The organism is Streptomyces sp. PL-25 (assembly GCF_058344915.1).
This window is the reverse complement of sequence record NZ_CP136997.1, coordinates 4,496,074-4,512,740: the sequence shown is the minus strand read 5'-3', so window position 1 is coordinate 4,512,740 and position 16,667 is coordinate 4,496,074. Positions and strand designations below refer to the sequence as shown.

Annotated in this window: 14 protein-coding genes; 6 read left to right on the top strand and 8 right to left on the bottom strand. The window is 72.7% G+C overall.

Annotated elements, in window-relative coordinates; genetic code table 11:
• The first annotated feature begins 159 nt into the window (after window positions 1-159).
• The gene (locus R4Z62_RS20465; RefSeq protein WP_491520556.1) at window positions 160-1,794 is read left to right on the top strand and encodes a M23 family metallopeptidase; all 1,635 of its coding nucleotides are present in this window, start codon (window positions 160-162) and stop codon (window positions 1,792-1,794) included.
• 87 nt (window positions 1,795-1,881) lie between these two features.
• Here the strand turns inward: R4Z62_RS20465 and pcrA are convergent, their stop codons facing one another.
• From pcrA to R4Z62_RS20445, 4 genes are all read right to left on the bottom strand, one after another.
• Entirely contained in the window at window positions 1,882-4,374 is a 2,493-nt protein-coding gene (gene pcrA / locus R4Z62_RS20460; RefSeq protein ID WP_491520555.1) for a DNA helicase PcrA, read from the bottom strand.
• A gap of 140 nt (window positions 4,375-4,514) precedes the next feature.
• Window positions 4,515-5,717, bottom strand: coding sequence for an IS110 family RNA-guided transposase (locus R4Z62_RS20455; RefSeq protein WP_491520554.1), 1,203 nt, complete (start codon window positions 5,715-5,717; stop codon window positions 4,515-4,517).
• A gap of 670 nt (window positions 5,718-6,387) precedes the next feature.
• Window positions 6,388-6,936: an ATP-binding protein gene (locus R4Z62_RS20450; RefSeq protein ID WP_491520553.1), complete on the bottom strand. Its 549-nt coding sequence runs from the start codon at window positions 6,934-6,936 to the stop codon at window positions 6,388-6,390.
• A gap of 203 nt (window positions 6,937-7,139) precedes the next feature.
• Entirely contained in the window at window positions 7,140-7,553 is a 414-nt protein-coding gene (locus R4Z62_RS20445) for an STAS domain-containing protein (protein WP_491520552.1), read from the bottom strand.
• 238 nt (window positions 7,554-7,791) lie between these two features.
• Here R4Z62_RS20445 and R4Z62_RS20440 point away from each other — a divergent pair, with 238 nt between their 5' ends.
• Complete coding sequence (locus tag R4Z62_RS20440) at window positions 7,792-8,688, top strand: RNA polymerase sigma factor SigF (protein WP_018566966.1); 897 nt, start codon at window positions 7,792-7,794, stop codon at window positions 8,686-8,688.
• A gap of 78 nt (window positions 8,689-8,766) precedes the next feature.
• Here R4Z62_RS20440 and hutI read toward each other — a convergent pair whose 3' ends face one another.
• The 4 genes from hutI to hutU are packed head-to-tail and all read right to left on the bottom strand — an operon-like array spanning window position 8,767 to window position 14,178.
• On the bottom strand, window positions 8,767-9,942 hold the full coding sequence (hutI, locus tag R4Z62_RS20435) for an imidazolonepropionase (protein ID WP_064533474.1): 1,176 nt from the start codon (window positions 9,940-9,942) through the stop codon (window positions 8,767-8,769).
• Entirely contained in the window at window positions 9,939-11,303 is a 1,365-nt protein-coding gene (locus R4Z62_RS20430) for a formimidoylglutamate deiminase (protein WP_491520551.1), read from the bottom strand. Before R4Z62_RS20430 ends, hutI begins: the two co-directional genes overlap by 4 nt.
• Entirely contained in the window at window positions 11,300-12,517 is a 1,218-nt protein-coding gene (locus R4Z62_RS20425; RefSeq protein WP_064533476.1) for an allantoate amidohydrolase, read from the bottom strand. Before R4Z62_RS20425 ends, R4Z62_RS20430 begins: the two co-directional genes overlap by 4 nt.
• Window positions 12,514-14,178 (bottom strand): urocanate hydratase, encoded by a 1,665-nt coding sequence (hutU, locus tag R4Z62_RS20420; protein ID WP_491520550.1) that lies wholly within the window; start codon window positions 14,176-14,178, stop codon window positions 12,514-12,516. The genes R4Z62_RS20425 and hutU overlap by 4 nt, the downstream gene beginning before the upstream one ends.
• 286 nt (window positions 14,179-14,464) lie before the next feature.
• Between hutU and R4Z62_RS20415 the strand changes: the two genes are divergently transcribed.
• From R4Z62_RS20415 to R4Z62_RS20400, 4 genes are read left to right on the top strand one after another with little or no spacing between them, the layout of a single operon-like run.
• Window positions 14,465-14,869, top strand: a complete 405-nt coding sequence (locus R4Z62_RS20415; RefSeq protein ID WP_491520549.1) for a hypothetical protein — start codon at window positions 14,465-14,467, stop codon at window positions 14,867-14,869.
• Window positions 14,866-15,774 (top strand): hypothetical protein, encoded by a 909-nt coding sequence (locus tag R4Z62_RS20410; protein WP_491520548.1) that lies wholly within the window; start codon window positions 14,866-14,868, stop codon window positions 15,772-15,774. The genes R4Z62_RS20415 and R4Z62_RS20410 overlap by 4 nt, the downstream gene beginning before the upstream one ends.
• Before the next feature lie 13 nt (window positions 15,775-15,787).
• A complete protein-coding gene (locus R4Z62_RS20405) occupies window positions 15,788-16,228 on the top strand; it encodes a roadblock/LC7 domain-containing protein (protein WP_064533483.1) in 441 nt (146 codons plus the stop codon).
• A gap of 57 nt (window positions 16,229-16,285) precedes the next feature.
• Window positions 16,286-16,660, top strand: a complete 375-nt coding sequence (locus R4Z62_RS20400; protein ID WP_064533485.1) for a roadblock/LC7 domain-containing protein — start codon at window positions 16,286-16,288, stop codon at window positions 16,658-16,660.
• Window positions 16,661-16,667 lie beyond the last annotated feature (7 nt).

Genomic DNA, 16,667 nt, shown 5'->3' with positions numbered 1-16,667 from the left:
ACACAGGGCCAAGCCTCTGTCCGCAGTCCGCCGAATCACGGCCGATTGCCCGTTTCCCGACGGCGGGAAACCTGCCGAAGATTGTCGCGCCCGCGTACCGCCGGGTACAGTCGCCGCACTGCTCTGGCAGCCCCTGTTGTCGAGGCGAAAGAGAAGTTGGTGAACGACCGCCACCCGTCGGGGACCGCGACGCCCCCGGCTCCGGCCTCCGACGACGCCCCGGCGCCCTACGCGCCGTACGGCGGACAGGAAGCCGCCTACGGCGACTTCACCACGTACGGCGACCACGGCACCACCGGTTTCCACACCGGCGCTCACAGCACGGCCGGCTTCCCGGCCGACCCGCTCTTCGGCGAACTCCCCGACGGCGGCCGGACGGACGGCGGCGGCACGACCGGCGCGTACGACACCACCCAGTGGTCCACCGGCAGCCACCAGACCGTGCACCACGACCTGTACGCGGCCCAGCACCACGCCGCGTACGACACCGGCGCCTACGACACGACCGCCTGGGCCACCGGCTACCAGCACCTGTCGGCCGTACCGCAGCAGTCGGGCTCCCCCGAGGCCACCGGCCAGTGGGACACGGGCGCCTGGCTCCAGGGCGCGCCCGCCGCGGCCCCGGACGACCGGACCCAGCAGGCCGCCGACCGGACCCAGCAGTGGGACTGGGGCACCCAGACCTTCGACACCGGCGCCTATGACGCCACCCTGTGGAACACCGGCGCCCCGGCGGCCGACGACACCGCCCCCGCCCCCGGGGACTTCCCCGCGCAGCGGACCTACGACGAGAGCGCCACGTACGAAGCGGCCGGTACGTACGACGAGACGGGTACGTACGAGGAGACCGGTGCGTACGAGGAGCACCGGCCCCACGACGAGACCCGGACGTTCGACCGGCTCGACCCGTACGCCGCCGCCCCCGGCGGCCCGGACTCCGGTACGGAGGGCAGTGGCCCGGCCGACACCGGTGAACTGCCCGTCGCCGCCCTGCTGGAGGAGCAGGAAGAGATCACTCCGGTTCCGTCGTCGCGTGCGGCCTCGCGCGGCCAGGGCCGTTCGCGGCGCCGCCCCCCGGCCCGGCGTTCGGCGCTGCTGACCGTGGCGGTGCCCTCGGTGTGCGTCGTGGGTGTCGCCGGTATCGCCGCGGCCTCCGTCGGCAGCTTCACCGACGACGGCAAGGACACCGCGGCCGCCTCCGCCTCCGAGGCGCACCCCGTGCAGCCGGCCACCGCCAACAACAAGCTGGACACCCAGCTCCAGAGCCTGTCCGCCGGTGCCGACGACTTCGCCGACCGGGCCAGCCGAACCCAGGAGCGCATCGACCTCAAGGCGCAGCAGGAGGCCGACCGGAAGAAGGCGGCCGAGGAGGCGGAGCGCAAGGAGCGGCTGCGCCCCAAGTTCGCGCTGCCGGTGGCGCAGAAGGGGCTCAGCGCCTACTTCGGGCAGGCCGGCGTGAACTGGATGTCCGTGCACACCGGCATCGACTTCCCCGTCTGGTACGGGACGACGGTCATGGCGGCCACCGACGGCACCGTGCGCACCCAGTTCAACAGCGCCTACGGCAACATGCTGATCCTCACCGCGAAGGACGGCACGGAGACGTGGTACTGCCACCTCTCCCGCTACCAGGTCGTCACCGGCGCCACCGTCAAGGCCGGGCAGCCGATCGCCTTCTCGGGCAAGTCCGGCAACTCCACCGGTCCGCACCTGCACTTCGAGGTACGGCCCGGCGGCGGCGCGCCGATCAACCCGCTGCCGTGGCTGCGCAGCCACGGCCTGGACCCGACGTAGCGGCACGGCGCCGCGCGGCGCGTACCGCGTACCGTCGAGCCCCCACCTGACCGGCGGGGGCTCACGGCTTCTCCGGGCGGAAGAGCCCTACAGCTTCTCGACCGGCGCGTACCGCAGCAGCAGCCGCTTGGGCTTGGTGTCGCCGAAGTCGATCGTCGCCTCCGTGTTGCCACCGGTGCCCTTGACGGCGACCACCGTGCCCAGGCCGAACTGGTCGTGCGTGACCCGGTCGCCGACGGCGAGGGCCACCACCGGCTTCTCCGCGCTCCGGCGGGTGGCGAACCCGGAGGCGCCGGACGCCGACGAACGCGAACGGGACGACGACAGCGACGCCGCGACACCGGAGGCGGACCCGGAGGACATGGGCGCGGAACCACCCGTGCGCTTCCAGTCCACGTGCGCCTCCGGGATCTCCTCCAGGAAGCGGGAGGGCGGGTTGTACGACGGCTGCCCCCACGCGCTGCGCATCGCCGAGCGGGTCAGATACAGCCGTTCCCGCGCGCGGGTGATGCCGACGTAGGCGAGCCGGCGCTCCTCCTCCAGCTCCTTGACCTGGCCGAGGGCCCGCATGTGCGGGAAGACGCCGTCCTCCATGCCGGTGAGGAAGACCACCGGGAACTCCAGGCCCTTGGCGGTGTGCAGGGTCATCAGGGTGATGACGCCGTCGCCGTCCTCCTCGTCGGGGATCTGGTCGGAGTCGGCGACCAGGGCGACCTGCTCCAGGAACTCGGAGAGCGCGACCGACTCGCCCTCCTCACGCCCCTGCTCGAACTCCAGCGCGACGGCGGCGAGTTCCTGGAGGTTCTCGATCCGGGTCTCGTCCTGCGGGTCGGTGGAGGACTGCAACTCGGCCAGATAGCCCGTGCGTTCGAGGACGGCCTCCAGGACCGTGGCCGGGCCGGCGCCCGACTCGACGATGGTGCGCAGCTCCTCCATCAGCGTGTTGAACCGCTTGACGGCGTTGGTCGAGCGCGCGGCCATGCCGTACGCCTCCTCGACCCGGCGCAGCGCCTGCGGGAAGCTGATCTTCTCCCGCTGGGCGAGCGCGTCGATCATCGCCTCGGCGCGCTCGCCGATGCCCCGCTTGGGCACGTTGAGGATGCGGCGCAGCGGGACGGAGTCCTCCGGGTTGGCCAGGACCCGCAGGTAGGCGAGGACGTCCCGGACCTCCTTGCGCTCGTAGAAGCGGACCCCGCCGACGACCTTGTAGGGCAGGCCGACGCGGATGAAGATCTCCTCGAAGACACGGGACTGCGCGTTGGTGCGGTAGAAGACGGCGACGTCGCCCGCCTTGGCCTCGCCCGCGTCCGTGAGGCGGTCTATCTCCTCGGCGACGAACTGGGCCTCGTCGTGCTCGGTGTCCGCGACATAGCCGGTGATGCGGGCACCGGCGCCGGCGTTGGTCCACAGGTTCTTCGGGCGGCGCGACTCGTTGCGCTCGATGACCGCGTTGGCGGCGGTCAGGATGGTCTGCGTGGAGCGGTAGTTCTGCTCCAGCAGGATCGTCGTCGCGTCCGCGTAGTCCTCCTCGAACTGGAGGATGTTGCGGATGGTCGCGCCGCGGAAGGCGTAGATCGACTGGTCGGCGTCACCGACCACGCACAGTTCGGCGGGGCCGAGGTCGTCCGGGCCCGGCGGGACGTCCTCGGGGTGGGCGGCGGTGCCGACGAGCTCCCGTACGAGGGCGTACTGGGCGTGGTTGGTGTCCTGGTACTCGTCGACCAGGACGTGCCGGAAGCGGCGGCGGTAGTGCTCGGCGACGTCCGGGAAGGCGCGCAGCAGGTTGACCGTCGTCATGATCAGGTCGTCGAAGTCGAGGGCGTTGGCCTCGCGCAGCCGCGACTGGTAGAGGGCGTACGCCTGGGCGAGGGTCTTCTCGAAGCCGTCGGTGGCCTGGGCGGCGAAGTCCTCCTCGTCGATCAGCTCGTTCTTCAGATTGCTGATCTTCGCGCTGAAGGACTTGGGCGGGAAGCGCTTGGGGTCGAGGTCCAGGTCGCGGCAGACCAGGGCCATCAGGCGCTTGGAGTCGGCGGCGTCGTAGATCGAGAAGGAGGAGGTGAAGCCGAGCCGCTTGGACTCCCGGCGCAGGATGCGCACGCACGCGCTGTGGAAGGTCATCACCCACATCGCGTTGGCCCGCGGGCCGACGAGCTGCTCGACGCGCTCCTTCATCTCACCGGCGGCCTTGTTGGTGAAGGTGATCGCCAGGATCTGCCCGGGGTGGACACCCCGCGCGCCCAGCAGGTGGGCGATGCGGTGGGTGAGCACCCGGGTCTTGCCGGAACCGGCGCCGGCCACGATGAGCAGCGGGGAGCCGGAGTGGACGACGGCCGCGCGCTGGTTCTCGTTGAGCCCGTCCAGGAGGGCGGCCGGGTCGACGGCCGGACGCGGGGCGCCGTCGCGGTAGTAGGAGTCCGCGCCGCGGGAGCCCTGGTCCGGGGACACGTCGAACTTCCCGCCGAACAGATCGTCCGGAACCGGCTCCGGAGCGTGCTCGTCCTCGGGGGGCGGGGGTTCCTCCTCGTGGCCGCGGGGGGCCTGGAGGTCCGCCAGGAAGCTGTCGTCAAAGAGGCTGCTCATCGCTCTCCGAGTCTAGGGCTCCCCACCGACAACCCGGGGCCGCCCCGGAAACTTCACCGCGGCCGGACGGGGACGTGCGTCACGCACAGGGGATGCATGTCACGGGGCCGTGGGATACGGGGGTGCCTCTATGTCCTTCGTCAAGCGAGGCGAGGGCTGCGGGGTTCGTAGAAGGTTCCGTCGCGGAGCATGGCGAACAGGACGCTGATGCGGTGGCGGGCGAGTCGGAGGAGGGCCTGGGTGTGGGTTTTGCCGCGGGCTCGGCAGCGGTCGTAGTAGGTGCGGGAGGCGGGATCGTGGAGGGCTGCGAACGCGGAGAGGAACATCGCTCGTTTCAGCTGCCGGTTGCCGCCTCTGGGGGCGTGCTCGCCGTGGAGCGACGTGCCGGACTGGCGGGTTGCCGGGGCAAGGCCGGCGTAGGAGGCCAGGTGGGCGGCGGTGGGAAAGCTGCTGCCGTCGCCGATGGTGGCCAGGAGGACTGCGGCGGTCCTGACGCCGATGCCGGGCATCGAGGTCAGGACCTGGGAAAGAGGGTGGGCCTCCAGCAGTGCCTCGATCCGCGTTTCCAGGGCCCGGCGTTGTTCGTGGACGGCGGCCAGCGACTTCGCCAGCGACGGCACGATCACGTCGAGGGTGCCGGTGCCCGGGACGACGACGGTCTGCTCGTCGAGCGCGTCGAAGATGTCGTCGATCAGCCGGACGGCCATGCGTGGAGCCTTGGGTCTGACCACCTCGACGAGTCTGCGGCGGCCGGCTTTCCGCAGCGCGGCCGGGGAGCCGTAGCGTTCCAGCAGCCAGGTCAAGGCGGGGTGGTCCAGGCGTGGTCCGACGACGCGCTCCAGCGAGGGGTGGAACTGGGTGAGCAGGCCGCGTATCCGGTTGGAGGTGCGGGTGGCCTCGGCCGCGAGGTCCTGGTCGAAGCCCGCCAGCACGGTCAGCTCGGCGGTGATCTCGTCGGTCAGCTCCAGCGAGCGCAGCGTATGCGGCATGGTGCGGGCCGCGTCAGCGATCACCGCGGCGTCCTTCGCGTCGGTCTTCGCCTCACCCGGATACAGGTCGGCGATCCGCCGCATCGCCAGGCCGGGCAGGCAGGCGACCTTGCAGCCCGCATCCCTGGCCACGGTCAGCGGGAGGGCGCCGATGGAGGCGGGCTGGTCCACGATCACCAGGACGGTGCCGAACTTCGTGGTCAGCTTGTCGAAGACCGCCCGCAGCTTCGGCTCGCTGTCGGGCAGCTGCTTGTCGAAGACCTTCTTCCCAGCCAGGGTGAGCCCGTGGCCGTGATGAGCGGTTTTGCCGACGTCCAGGCCGAGGAACACGCCCACGTCGCCGGTGTCGAACATCGTGCCTTTCCAGAGAGTTGATCGTGCCGGCCTCGGCAGTGGTGTCGTACGCGCGCATCCACGTTATGCAGACCTGCCGCCCACGAGCTGTCCGGCGTTGCGCCGGACCGGGCGGTGGCCGGACCTCTCATCAGCGTCTCCGACGGCACCTCCCAGGCCCGGTGACACCACCCCCCAGGTCATGCCTTCGACAGGGGGCAACAGCCATGCCGGGCCCGGAGGCCAGCGGCCCCATTGCGGAACCGCGAAGAAGATAACGGGGGAGCCGGGGGCGCGCGGGCCGGACGCGACGGCGCGCGAGGCGTGGATCCCGGCAGGCGCACGGGGGCGGCAGGGCCAGGAGCCTGGCCGGGCCAGAGCGCCGAGGCGGGGGAGCGCGACCGGCGCGGGGACGGGCAGGCGCGCGTGGACGCGGCCCGGCGCCGGAATCGGGGCGCGGCGGGCGCGAGGCCGACGGGCGGGCACGGCGAGCGGGCGGGCGCGATCGGCGTACGCCGCCAGCAGGCGCGCGCGGGTCCCGGCCGTCGGGAGGCCGCCAGGCGTGCGCGGGTACCGCCTGCGTAAGCGCGTACGGCATGCGTACGCGGGCGCAACCGACGTACGCGGACGCTGCGGGCGTACGCGGATGCCGCGGGAGGCGGCGGGCGCCCAGGCGCCCGCCGTGCGCGTCCTACGCCGGTGCGCCCAGTTCCGCCCACACCTTCTTGCCGGCGACGCCCGGGACCCGGACCACGCCCCAGTCCAGGCACAGGCGCTGGACGATGAACATGCCGTGACCACCGGGGCGGCCCGCGCGGTGCGGGGTGCGGGGTGCGGGCTGGCCGGCGCCGAGGTCGGAGACCTCGATGTGGATCACCTTGTTGTCACAGGTGATCTCCAGCCGGTCCGGGCCCTCGGCGTGCAGGCAGGCGTTGGTGACCAGTTCGGAGACGACGAGGAGGACGTCCTCGGCGGCGGCCCGCTGGTCGGCCGACGCGGCGGGCAGCCAGCCCCACGCGTACAGCGCCTGACGGGCGAAGTCGCGGGCGAGCGGCACGACGCCGCTCGTGCCGTCGAAGCTCAGTCTGCGGACCTGGCGGCCTGCCGACGGGGTCGCCGGCACGGCCGTCACACCCCCTGGGGAGGCGTCGTCGGCCGGCGCATCCCCCTCGGACGCCCCGGAAGCGCCGCTGGTCTCCGGGCCACGGTCGCCCGGCGAACAAGGCCGGGTGGTGCTCATCAGCGCTTCACCTCACCGATTCACCAGTTCACGATTCAAAAGTCACCACGCTCGTACATGGCCGGTACGCCACCGGTCGATCCGCTTCCGCATGTCTCCTGCCCGACCGATCCCGCGGAACACCCCCTGTTTCGTGCCACGCGGGAAAGAAAGGAAGGGAAGGAGTCCGCGGAAGGGGGCAGGCTGACGCCACCGCCGTCGGTTCAGCCGGTCTCCCCGGCCCTCCCGGCAGCGCCGGGTCCGCCCCGCTCACCGGCCAGCGCGTCGTCGAGCGTGGCGTGCACGGTGAACACCGCGTCCGCCCCCGTGATCTCGAACACGCGCGCCACCACCGGCAGCATCCCCGCGAGATGCACACCTCCCCCGGCCGCCTCCGCCTTCAGCCGCGCCCCCAGCAGCACGTTCAGCCCGGTGGAATCGCAGAAGTCCAGGCGCGAGCAGTCCACCACCAGACGTGAGCGCCCCTTGTCGAGGCACTCTTCCAGCGGCTCGCGCAGAAGGTCGGCCGTGTGGTGGTCCAGTTCACCCGCCGGTGTCACGACGGCACTGGAGCCCTCTTGCCGCACCTCCACCAGAAGCCGGCCCGACTGTGCGCTGCCGACCGTCCCGCGGTCCATGCCGTCTCTCTCCCAGGAGTCGTGGCTGCTGACTGACGCCCTCGAACACTACGCCTTCCCCGACCGCCCCAACACCCGAACAACCGCACACAAACGGACATATACCGACAGAACGCACTTGCGATCGCCTCGGGAAAGCGGGTAGGGCTAGTAGGGACACGTAACCGACACGGCCGGCTTTGGAGGCGCCGCACACCGCAGTGCACGAATTGGCTTCGGCAGCCATATGCCGAGAACGATGGAGGACATCATGTCACCCCGGCTCGACGCCTCGCATACCCAGACGGCGACGTCGACACCCGCTCCGGAGTACCTGGACCCCCTCGCCGCGCTGGCCGGCCTCCCGGACATCCCGCCGTACGACGAAGTGGCCCCGGACGACGCCAGGGCCCTGTCCAAGACCCTCTTCGAGCGACTGGAGTGCCTTGAGGAAGGCACCCACGAGTACGCGTACGTACGCAACACGCTCGTCGAACTCAACCTGGCGCTGGTCAAGTTCGCCGCCTCCCGCTTCCGCTCCCGCAGCGAGCCGATGGAGGACATCATCCAGGTCGGCACCATCGGCCTGATCAAGGCGATCGACCGCTTCGAACTGTCTCGCGGCGTCGAGTTCCCGACTTTCGCGATGCCTACCATCATCGGCGAGATCAAGCGCTTCTTCCGGGACACCTCGTGGTCCGTGCGCGTGCCGCGCCGGCTCCAGGAGCTGCGGCTCGACCTGGCCAAGGCCGGTGACGAGCTGGCCCAGCGCCTCGACCGCGCGCCCACGGTGGGCGAGCTGGCCCGCCACCTCGGTCTGACCGAGGACGAGGTGGTGGAGGGCATGGCGGCCTCCAACGCGTACACCGCCTCGTCGCTGGACGCCCAGCCCGAGGACGACGACTCCGAGGGCGCCCTCGCGGACCGCATCGGCTACGAGGACCACGGGCTCGAAGGCATCGAGTACGTCGAGTCGTTGAAGCCGCTGATCGCGGAACTGTCCGCCCGGGACCGGAAGATCCTCTCGCTGCGGTTCGTGGCCAACATGACCCAGTCGGAGATCGGCGAGGAGCTGGGCATCTCCCAGATGCACGTCTCACGGCTGCTGTCGCGCACGCTGGTGCGGCTGCGCAAGGCGCTGACGGTCGAGGAGTGAGCCCCGGGCGGGAGGGCCCGGCCAGTAACCTGCGGCCCGGGGCCTTCCCGCCTGTCTCCCGCCTGACGCCTCGGTGTCTCAGACCTCGCGCACGCCCCGGCGCCACACCTGGTCCACCAGCGGCACGCCCGGCCGGTAGGCCAGGTGGACATGGCTCGGGGCGTCCAGGACGACCAGGTCGGCGCGGGCGCCGGGGGTGAGCCGGCCCACGTCGGTGCGGCGCAGCGCCGCCGCCCCGCCCGCCGTCGCCGACCAGACGGCCTCATCGGGCGTCATGCCCATGTCCCGCACGGCCAGGGCGACGCAGAACGGCACCGAGGACGTGTACGAGGACCCCGGATTGCAGTCGGTGGACAGGGCCACCGTGGCGCCCGCGTCCAGCAGGCGGCGGGCGTCCGGCCACGCGGCCCGGGTGGAGAACTCGGCGCCGGGCAGCAGCGTGGCGACCGTGTCGCTGTGCGCCAGCGCGTCGACGTCCGCGTCCGTCAGATGCGTGCAGTGGTCCGCGCTGGCCGCGTCCAGCTCCACGGCGAGCTGCACCCCGGGGCCGTAGGAGAGCTGGTTGGCGTGGATGCGCGGGTGCAGGCCCCTGGCCCGGCCCGCGGTGAGGATCGCGCGCGCCTGGTCGCCGTCGAAGGCGCCCTGTTCGCAGAAGACGTCGATCCAGCGGGCGTGCGGGGCGCAGGCGTCCAGCATCTCGCCGGTAACCAGGGCCACATAGGCCGCCGGGTCGTCGGCGTAGTCCGGGGAGACGATGTGGGCGCCGAGGTAGGTGACCTCATCGGTGTGCGCGGCGGCGACGCGCAGGGCGCGGGCCTCGTCCTCGACGGTCAGGCCGTAGCCGGACTTCGTCTCGAACGTGGTGGTGCCCTGCCGCAGGGCCTCGGCGAGATGGCGGGTGAGGTTGGCCTCCAGTTCCGCGTCGGTGGCGGCGCGGGTGGCGGCGACGGTGGTGCGGATACCGCCCGCGCTGTAGGCCCGGCCGGACATCCGGGCGTTGAACTCCTCGGTGCGGTCGCCCGCGAAGACCAGGTGGGAGTGGGAGTCGACGAAGCCCGGGAGCACCGCGCGGCCACCGGCGTCGAGGCGGTTGTCAGTGGCGGGTGCTTTGCTTGATTCACCGGTCCACGCGACGCGGTCGCCGTCGATGACGAGCGCCGCGTCCCGGATCAGTCCGAGAGGGGAGTTGTCGCCGAGGGAGGGGTCGTTGGTGACCAGCGTGGCGATGTTGGTGATGACGGTGCTGGTGCTCATGGTGTCCTCGTGGGGGGCGATGGGGGTCGGCGCAGGGCTTCGACGGCGGCGGCCAGCGCCCGCGGCACGTCCGGCACGAGCGTGTGCGCGCCGTCGCGCACGACCTGCCGGCCGCCCACGACCGTATGCCGTACATCGGCCGCGCCCGCCGCGAATACGGCCGTCTCGGCGCCCAGCCGGGGCTCCGGTCCCGCTGTCCTGACGGAGTCCAGCGCGACGGTGGTCAGATCGGCGAGCGCGCCGGGTTCGATCCGGCCGGCCTCCGCCCAGCCGAGGGCCGCGTGGCCGTCGGCGGTGGCGGCGCGCAGCAGGGCGGCGGCCGTCCAGTGGCCGCGGGTGCGGGTGCGCAGCCGTTCGTCCAGCTCCATCGCGCGGGCCTCTTCGAGCAGGTCGATGACGGCGTGGCTGTCGGAGCCCAGGGAGAGCGGGGAGCCGGCCCGCTGGAGGGCCGCGGCCGGTCCGATGCCGTCCGCGAGGTCCCGTTCGGTGGTCGGGCACATGCAGGTGCCGGTGCCCGCGGAGCCGAGCAGCGCGATGTCGTCGTCGGTCAGGTGCGTGTTGTGCACACCGGTGGTGCGCGGGCCGAGGACGCCGTGGTCGGCCAGCAGCCGGGTGGGGGTGCACCCGTGGGCGGCGAGGCAGGCCTCGTTCTCGGCGGTCTGCTCCGAGAGGTGCACATGCAGCGGGGCCCGCCGCTCCTCGGCCCACCGCGCCACGGTCGCCAACTGCCCGGCGGGCACCGCCCGTACGGAGTGGACGGCGGCACCGATCCGCGCGTGATCCCGTTCCTTGAGAACTGCACAGCGTTCGGCCCAGGCTTCGGCGCTGGTGTCGGAGAAGCGGAGCTGGTGGGCGTTGGGCGGCTCCCCGAAGCCCGCGGCGAGATAGCAGGTGTCGAGGAGGGTGATCCGGATGCCCGCCTCGGCGGCGGCCGCGATCAGGGCCTCGCCCATGGCGTTGGGGTCGGTGTAGCGGGCGCCGCCGGGGGCGTGGTGCACGTAGTGGAACTCACCGACGCAGGTGATCCCGGCGAGGGCCATCTCGGCGTACACCGCGCGGGCGAGCGCGTGGTAGGTGTCCGGGGTCAGCCGGTCGGCCACGGAGTACATGACCTCGCGCCAGGTCCAGAAGGTGCCGGAGCCGACCTGGACGGTGCCGCGCAGCGCCCGGTGGAAGGCGTGGCTGTGCGCGTTGGCCAGGCCCGGCAGGGTGAGCCCGCGCAGCACCTCGGCGCCGGGCGGCGGGGCGGCGGCGCCCGTGCGCACGGCGGTGATCCGTCCGTCCGCCGTCTCGACCAGCACGCCCGGCTCGACGCGCGTGCCGAGCCAGGCGTGCTCCAGCCAGTAGGTCGCCTCGGTCACGCGCACGCCAGTCCTTCCAGTACGTCGGCCAGTGCGCGCACCCCGGCCGCGCAGTCGTCCTCGGCGGCGGACTCGGCCGGGGAGTGCGAGACACCGGTGGGGTTGCGCACGAACAGCATGGCGGTCGGGACACTCCCCGAGAGGATCCCGGCATCGTGTCCGGCGCCGGTGCCGAGCACGGGCACCCGCAGTCCGGTGTCCCGGCCCAGGATGCGTCCGAGTTCGTCGCGCAGGGCGTGGTCGAACTCCACGACGGGCGTGAAGGACTCCCGGACGACGTCGAGGTCGATGCCCTGGGCGTCCGCGTAGGCGCGGGCCGCCTTCTCGATGCCGCCGACCACCGTGTCCAGGGTCTCCTGGTCGGCGGCGCGTGAGTCGAGCCAGCCGCGCACCAGGGACGGGATCGCGTTGACCCCGTTCGGCTCCACGGCGATCTTGCCGAAGGTGGCGACGGCACCGGCGAGTTCGGCCTCGCGGCGGGCGGCGAGCACCGTCTCGGCGTAGGACAGCATCGGGTCGCGGCGGTCGGCCAGGCGGGTGGTGCCCGCGTGGTTGGCCTCGCCGCGGAAGTCGAACCGCCACCGCCCGTGCGGCCAGATCGCGCTGGCCACGCCGACGGCGTCGCCGGTGAGGTCGAGGGCGCGGCCCTGCTCCACATGGAGTTCGACGAACGCCCCGATGCGGGCGAGCCGCTCCGGGTCGGGGCCGATGGCGTCCGGGTCATACCCGGCGGCCTCCATGGCCTTCGGCAGGGTGGTCCCGTCGCCGTCGGTGAGCCGGTGCGCCTGTTCGACGGTGAGCTGCCCGGCACTCAGCCGTGATCCGACGCAGGCGAGTCCGAACCGGGCGCCCTCCTCGTCGCCGAAGTTGACGACGGCGAGCGGTCTGGTGAACCGCGCTCCCCGGTGGCGCAGTTCGTCCAGTGCGGCGAACGACGAGACCACGCCGAGGGGTCCGTCGAAGGCCCCGCCGTCCGGTACGGAGTCCAGGTGCGAACCGGTGACGACGGCGTCCCCGGCGGCCGGGTCGCCGAGCCAGGCCCACTGGTTCCCGTTGCGGTCGGTCTCGTAGGCCAGGCCGCGGTCCTCGGCCTGCTGCCGGAACCAGGCCCGGCAGTCGGCGTCCGCGCCGGTCCAGGCGTAGCGGCGGTAGCCGCCGGAGGCGGAGCTGCGGCCGACCGGCAGCAGCTCCGCCCACATGCTGTGGAAGCTCACGCCTGGTCACCCTCGCGCATCGGGATCCGCACGCCCCGCTCGCCGGCCACCGACTCGGCGATGTCGTACCCGGCGTCCACGTGCCGGATGACGCCCATCCCGGGGTCGTTGGTGAGCACCCGGCGGATCTTCTCGCCCGCCAGCGCGGTGCCGTCGGCGACGGTCACCTGCCCGGCGTGGAGGGAGCGGCCCATGCCGACGCCGCCGCCGTGGTGCAGGGAGACCCAGGAGGCGCCGGAGGCGACGTTCACCATGGCGTTCAGCAGCGGCCAGTCGGCGATGGCGTCGGAGCCGTCGAGCATGGCCTCGGTCTCGCGGTACGGGGAGGCGACGGAGCCGCAGTCGAGGTGGTCGCGGCCGATGACGACCGGCGCCTGGAGCTCGCCGCTGGCGACCATGTCGTTGAACCGCTCACCGGCCTTGTCGCGCTCGCCGTAGCCGAGCCAGCAGATGCGGGCGGGCAGCCCCTGGAAGTGGACGCGCTCACCGGCCATCTTGATCCAGCGGGCCAGCGACTCGTTCTCCGGGAACAGGTCGAGGATCGCCTTGTCGGTCCTGGCGATGTCGGACGCCTCGCCGGACAGCGCGGCCCAGCGGAAGGGGCCCTTGCCCTCGCAGAACAGCGGCCGGATGTAGGCGGGGACGAAGCCGGGGAAGGCGAAGGCGCGCGCGTATCCGGCCAGTTGCGCCTCGCCGCGGATGGAGTTGCCGTAGTCGAAGACCTCGGCCCCGGCGTCCTGGAAGCCGACCATGGCCTCGACGTGCTTGGCCATGGACTCGCGGGCGCGGGTGGTGAAGCCGGCCGGGTCCTTGGCGGCGGCGTCCGCCATGTCCTCGAGGTCGACGCCGAGCGGCAGATAGGCCAGCGGGTCGTGCGCGCTGGTCTGGTCGGTGACGATGTCGATGGGCGCGCCCATGGCGAGGAGCTGCGGGACCAGTTCGGCGGCGTTGCCGAGGACGCCGATGGACAGCGGCCTGCGCTGGTCGCGGGCCTCGGTGGCGAGCTGGAGGGCGTGGTCGAGGGAGTCGGCGCGTACGTCGAGGTAGCGGTGCTCGATACGGCGGTCGATGGCGCGCGGGTCGCAGTCGACGCAGATCGCGACGCCGTCGTTCATGGTGACGGCCAGCGGCTGGGCGCCGCCCATGCCGCCGAGGCCGGCGGTGAGGGTGATGGTCCCGGCGAGGGTGCCGTCGAACTTCTTCGCGGCGACGGCGGCGAAGGTCTCGTAGGTGCCCTGGAGGATGCCCTGGGTGCCGATGTAGATCCAGGAGCCCGCGGTCATCTGCCCGTACATGGTCAGGCCGAGGGCCTCCAGGCGGCGGAACTCCTCCCAGTTGGCCCAGTCGCCGACGAGGTTGGAGTTGGCGAGCAGGACGCGCGGCGCCCATTCGTGGGTCTGCATGACGCCGACCGGGCGGCCGGACTGGACGAGCATGGTCTCGTCGGCCTTGAGGGTGCGCAGCGTGCGGACCATGGCGTCGAAGGAGCGCCAGTCGCGGGCGGCCTTGCCGGTGCCGCCGTAGACGACGAGCTTGTCGGGGTGTTCGGCGACCTCGGGGTCCAGGTTGTTCTGGAGCATCCGCAGGGCGGCCTCCTGCTGCCATCCCAGGGCGCTCAGTTCCGTACCGCGCGGTGCTCGAACAGGGCGGGGTCCTGACATGGGCTGCCTCCTGGCGGTTGCTCCCGACGGATGTGTTACGGCTTCTATTCACATCCTGGACCGCTGAATAGAGCTAGTCAATACGCCGCGGTGACGCGGTGGCGGCGAAGGGGGTGACGGGGCGCACCCCGGGACCCGGCGAAGGGGCGGGCGGGGCTCAGCCGACCCACATTAGTTCCCGGGACGCATGTTCCACCGGAAAATGCCAGAACCCTCCATCGCTCCCGCACACCCTGCGTAGCGTCCCCATCACTCAGCCGAAACCCCAGGCGGGAGGGGAACGAGCGTGCCCGGAATCGACGAGTGCCTGTTGGAAGCCATGCGGCTGCCCGGTGCGCGGGGTGCCGCGCTGGTCGACTGGACGAGCGGACTCGCCCTGGGCGCGGTCGGCGAGCCGCCGGGCGGCGACCACGAGACCACGGCGGCCGAGGCGGCGGAACTGGCGCGGCTGGCCGCCGAACACGGCGCGTTCGCCGCCACCGGCACCGGCACCGGCACCGAGGACGACGGACGCCCGCCCGTCGAGGACCTGATCGTCAGCAACCGGGACAGCTACCACCTGCTGCGGTTCGTGGACACCGGCTTCGACAGCACCGTGTTCCTGCACCTGTGGCTGACCCGCGCCGAGGGCAACCTCGCGCTGGCCCGCATACGCCTGGGCGAGATGGCCGAGCGGCTGGTGCTGGGATGACCGCGGTCGACACCCCCGCTGCACCCCCGCCCCCGCCCCCGCTGCCGGTGCGGGACCGGACCCGCGGCGAGCGCGCCCCGGCCGGCCTCTCCCCGATGCTGACCCGCCTGGCCGCCGAACGGGCCACCGGTGTCCTCGTCCGCGAACGCGGCACGCTCCACCTCGACGAGGGCCGTGTGGCGTACGCCGAGAGCCCGCTTGCCCCCGGCCTCGGCGTCCTGCTCACCACCCACGGCACACTGCGGCACGAGATCTGGCAGGACGCGGTCTCCCGGGCCGGCGGCCAGGGCGGCGCCGCGCGGGCCCTGCTGGCCGACGGCCGCCTCGCCGAGGGCGCCCTGCACCTGTGCCATCTGAGCGCGCTCTACGACGCCGCCTACTTCGTCCTCGCCCCGAGCAGCACCCCCGGCCGGTTCCGCTACGGCACCGGCCACCGGTCCGGCCCCTTCCCGCCGGTCCCGGTCGACGCCCTGGAGCGGGAGACCCTGCGCCGCCGGGCGCTGCTGGACCGCGTCTGGCCCGACGCCCGGCCGGACAGCGCCCCGCTGCTGCGCACGCCCACCGCCGCCGCGCCACGGCCCACCGCCCGCCGGCAGGCCCTGCTGGACCGGGCCGACGGCGACCGCACCGCCGCCGACCTGGCCCGGGACCTGGGGCGGCAGGCGTTCCACACCCTGGTGGACGTGCGGCGCCTGGCCGCCGCGGGCCTCCTCGCCCCGCGCCCGGGGCCGGAGCCGCCGCCCGCGCGGGACCTCTCGCCGCCCCCTCCCGCCGCGTACGGCCGGAGAGACCGGGGGACCGGCCCCGCACGCGCGGACCCCTGGCCCCCCGCGCCGGACCACGGCGCCGAAGACCCCCACATCACGCTGCTGAAGAGGCTCAGGGATGCGCTGGAGGCCCTTTGAGAGGAGACACCGGATGGCGGCCGAGCCCGAGATCCTGGAGGAGCTGCGGCGGGTGCGGGTCCGGGTGCCGCAGCTCACCGGCGCCCTGGCCGCGAGCGTCGACGGCCTCGTCCTGGCCCACGACACCCCGGGCGTGGAACCGGAGGGCCTGGCGGCGCTCACCGCGACCGCGCTCGGCGTGGCCGTGCGCATGGCGGACGTGACCGGCCGGGGCGAGCTGCGCGAGGTGCTGCTGCGCGGCGTCCACGGATACGTCGCCACCTACGCGGCGGGCCGCGGTGCCGTGCTGACCCTGCTCGCCGAGGACCGCGTCAACGTCGGCCGCCTCCACCTGGAGGGCCGCCGGGCGGGCGCCCGCATCGGCGAACTCACCGACGCCCCGCGCGCCACCGGCGGCGGGCCCCCGTCCGCCGGGCCCGACCACCGGCACCCGAGAAGAAGCCAGAGCAGCTGAAGAACCAGAGAAGCAGAGAAGCAGAGAACCAGAGAAGCTGAAGGAGACCGACCGGCCATGGCCAACACCGAGACCTGTCTGAAGGAAGCGCTCGCCTCGATCGAGGGCGCCACCGGAGTCGCGCTCGTCGACTACACCAGCGGTATGGCGCTGGGCACGATGGGCGGCAGCAAGACCTTCGACCTGAACGTCGCCGCGGCGGGCAACACCGACGTCGTACGGGCGAAGATGCGCACCATGGAACACCTGGGCCTCAAGGGGGAGATCGAGGACATCCTGATCACCCTGAGCGACCAGTACCACGTGATCCGCCTGCTCGGCGGCCGCAGCGGGAACGGCCTCTTCCTCTATCTGGTCCTGGACGCGAAGCGGGCCAACCTGGCGATGGCCCGCCATCAGCTGAAGCGGATCGAACAGGACCTGGAGGTCTGAACCGCGG

What these genes read in the sequence shown, in the direction of transcription:
- pcrA (WP_491520555.1), bottom strand. Translation starts at nt 4,374, where the DNA reads ATGAGCAGCCTCTTTGACGACAGCTTCCTGGCGGACCTCCAGGCCCCC.
- R4Z62_RS20455 (WP_491520554.1), bottom strand. Translation starts at nt 5,717, where the DNA reads ATGTTCGACACCGGCGACGTGGGCGTGTTCCTCGGCCTGGACGTCGGC.
- R4Z62_RS20450 (WP_491520553.1), bottom strand. Translation starts at nt 6,936, where the DNA reads ATGAGCACCACCCGGCCTTGTTCGCCGGGCGACCGTGGCCCGGAGACC.
- R4Z62_RS20445 (WP_491520552.1), bottom strand. Translation starts at nt 7,553, where the DNA reads ATGGACCGCGGGACGGTCGGCAGCGCACAGTCGGGCCGGCTTCTGGTG.
- R4Z62_RS20440 (WP_018566966.1), top strand. Translation starts at nt 7,792, where the DNA reads ATGGAGGACATCATGTCACCCCGGCTCGACGCCTCGCATACCCAGACG.
- hutI (WP_064533474.1), bottom strand. Translation starts at nt 9,942, where the DNA reads ATGAGCACCAGCACCGTCATCACCAACATCGCCACGCTGGTCACCAAC.
- hutU (WP_491520550.1), bottom strand. Translation starts at nt 14,178, where the DNA reads ATGTCAGGACCCCGCCCTGTTCGAGCACCGCGCGGTACGGAACTGAGC.
- R4Z62_RS20410 (WP_491520548.1), top strand. Translation starts at nt 14,866, where the DNA reads ATGACCGCGGTCGACACCCCCGCTGCACCCCCGCCCCCGCCCCCGCTG.
- R4Z62_RS20405 (WP_064533483.1), top strand. Translation starts at nt 15,788, where the DNA reads ATGGCGGCCGAGCCCGAGATCCTGGAGGAGCTGCGGCGGGTGCGGGTC.
- R4Z62_RS20400 (WP_064533485.1), top strand. Translation starts at nt 16,286, where the DNA reads ATGGCCAACACCGAGACCTGTCTGAAGGAAGCGCTCGCCTCGATCGAG.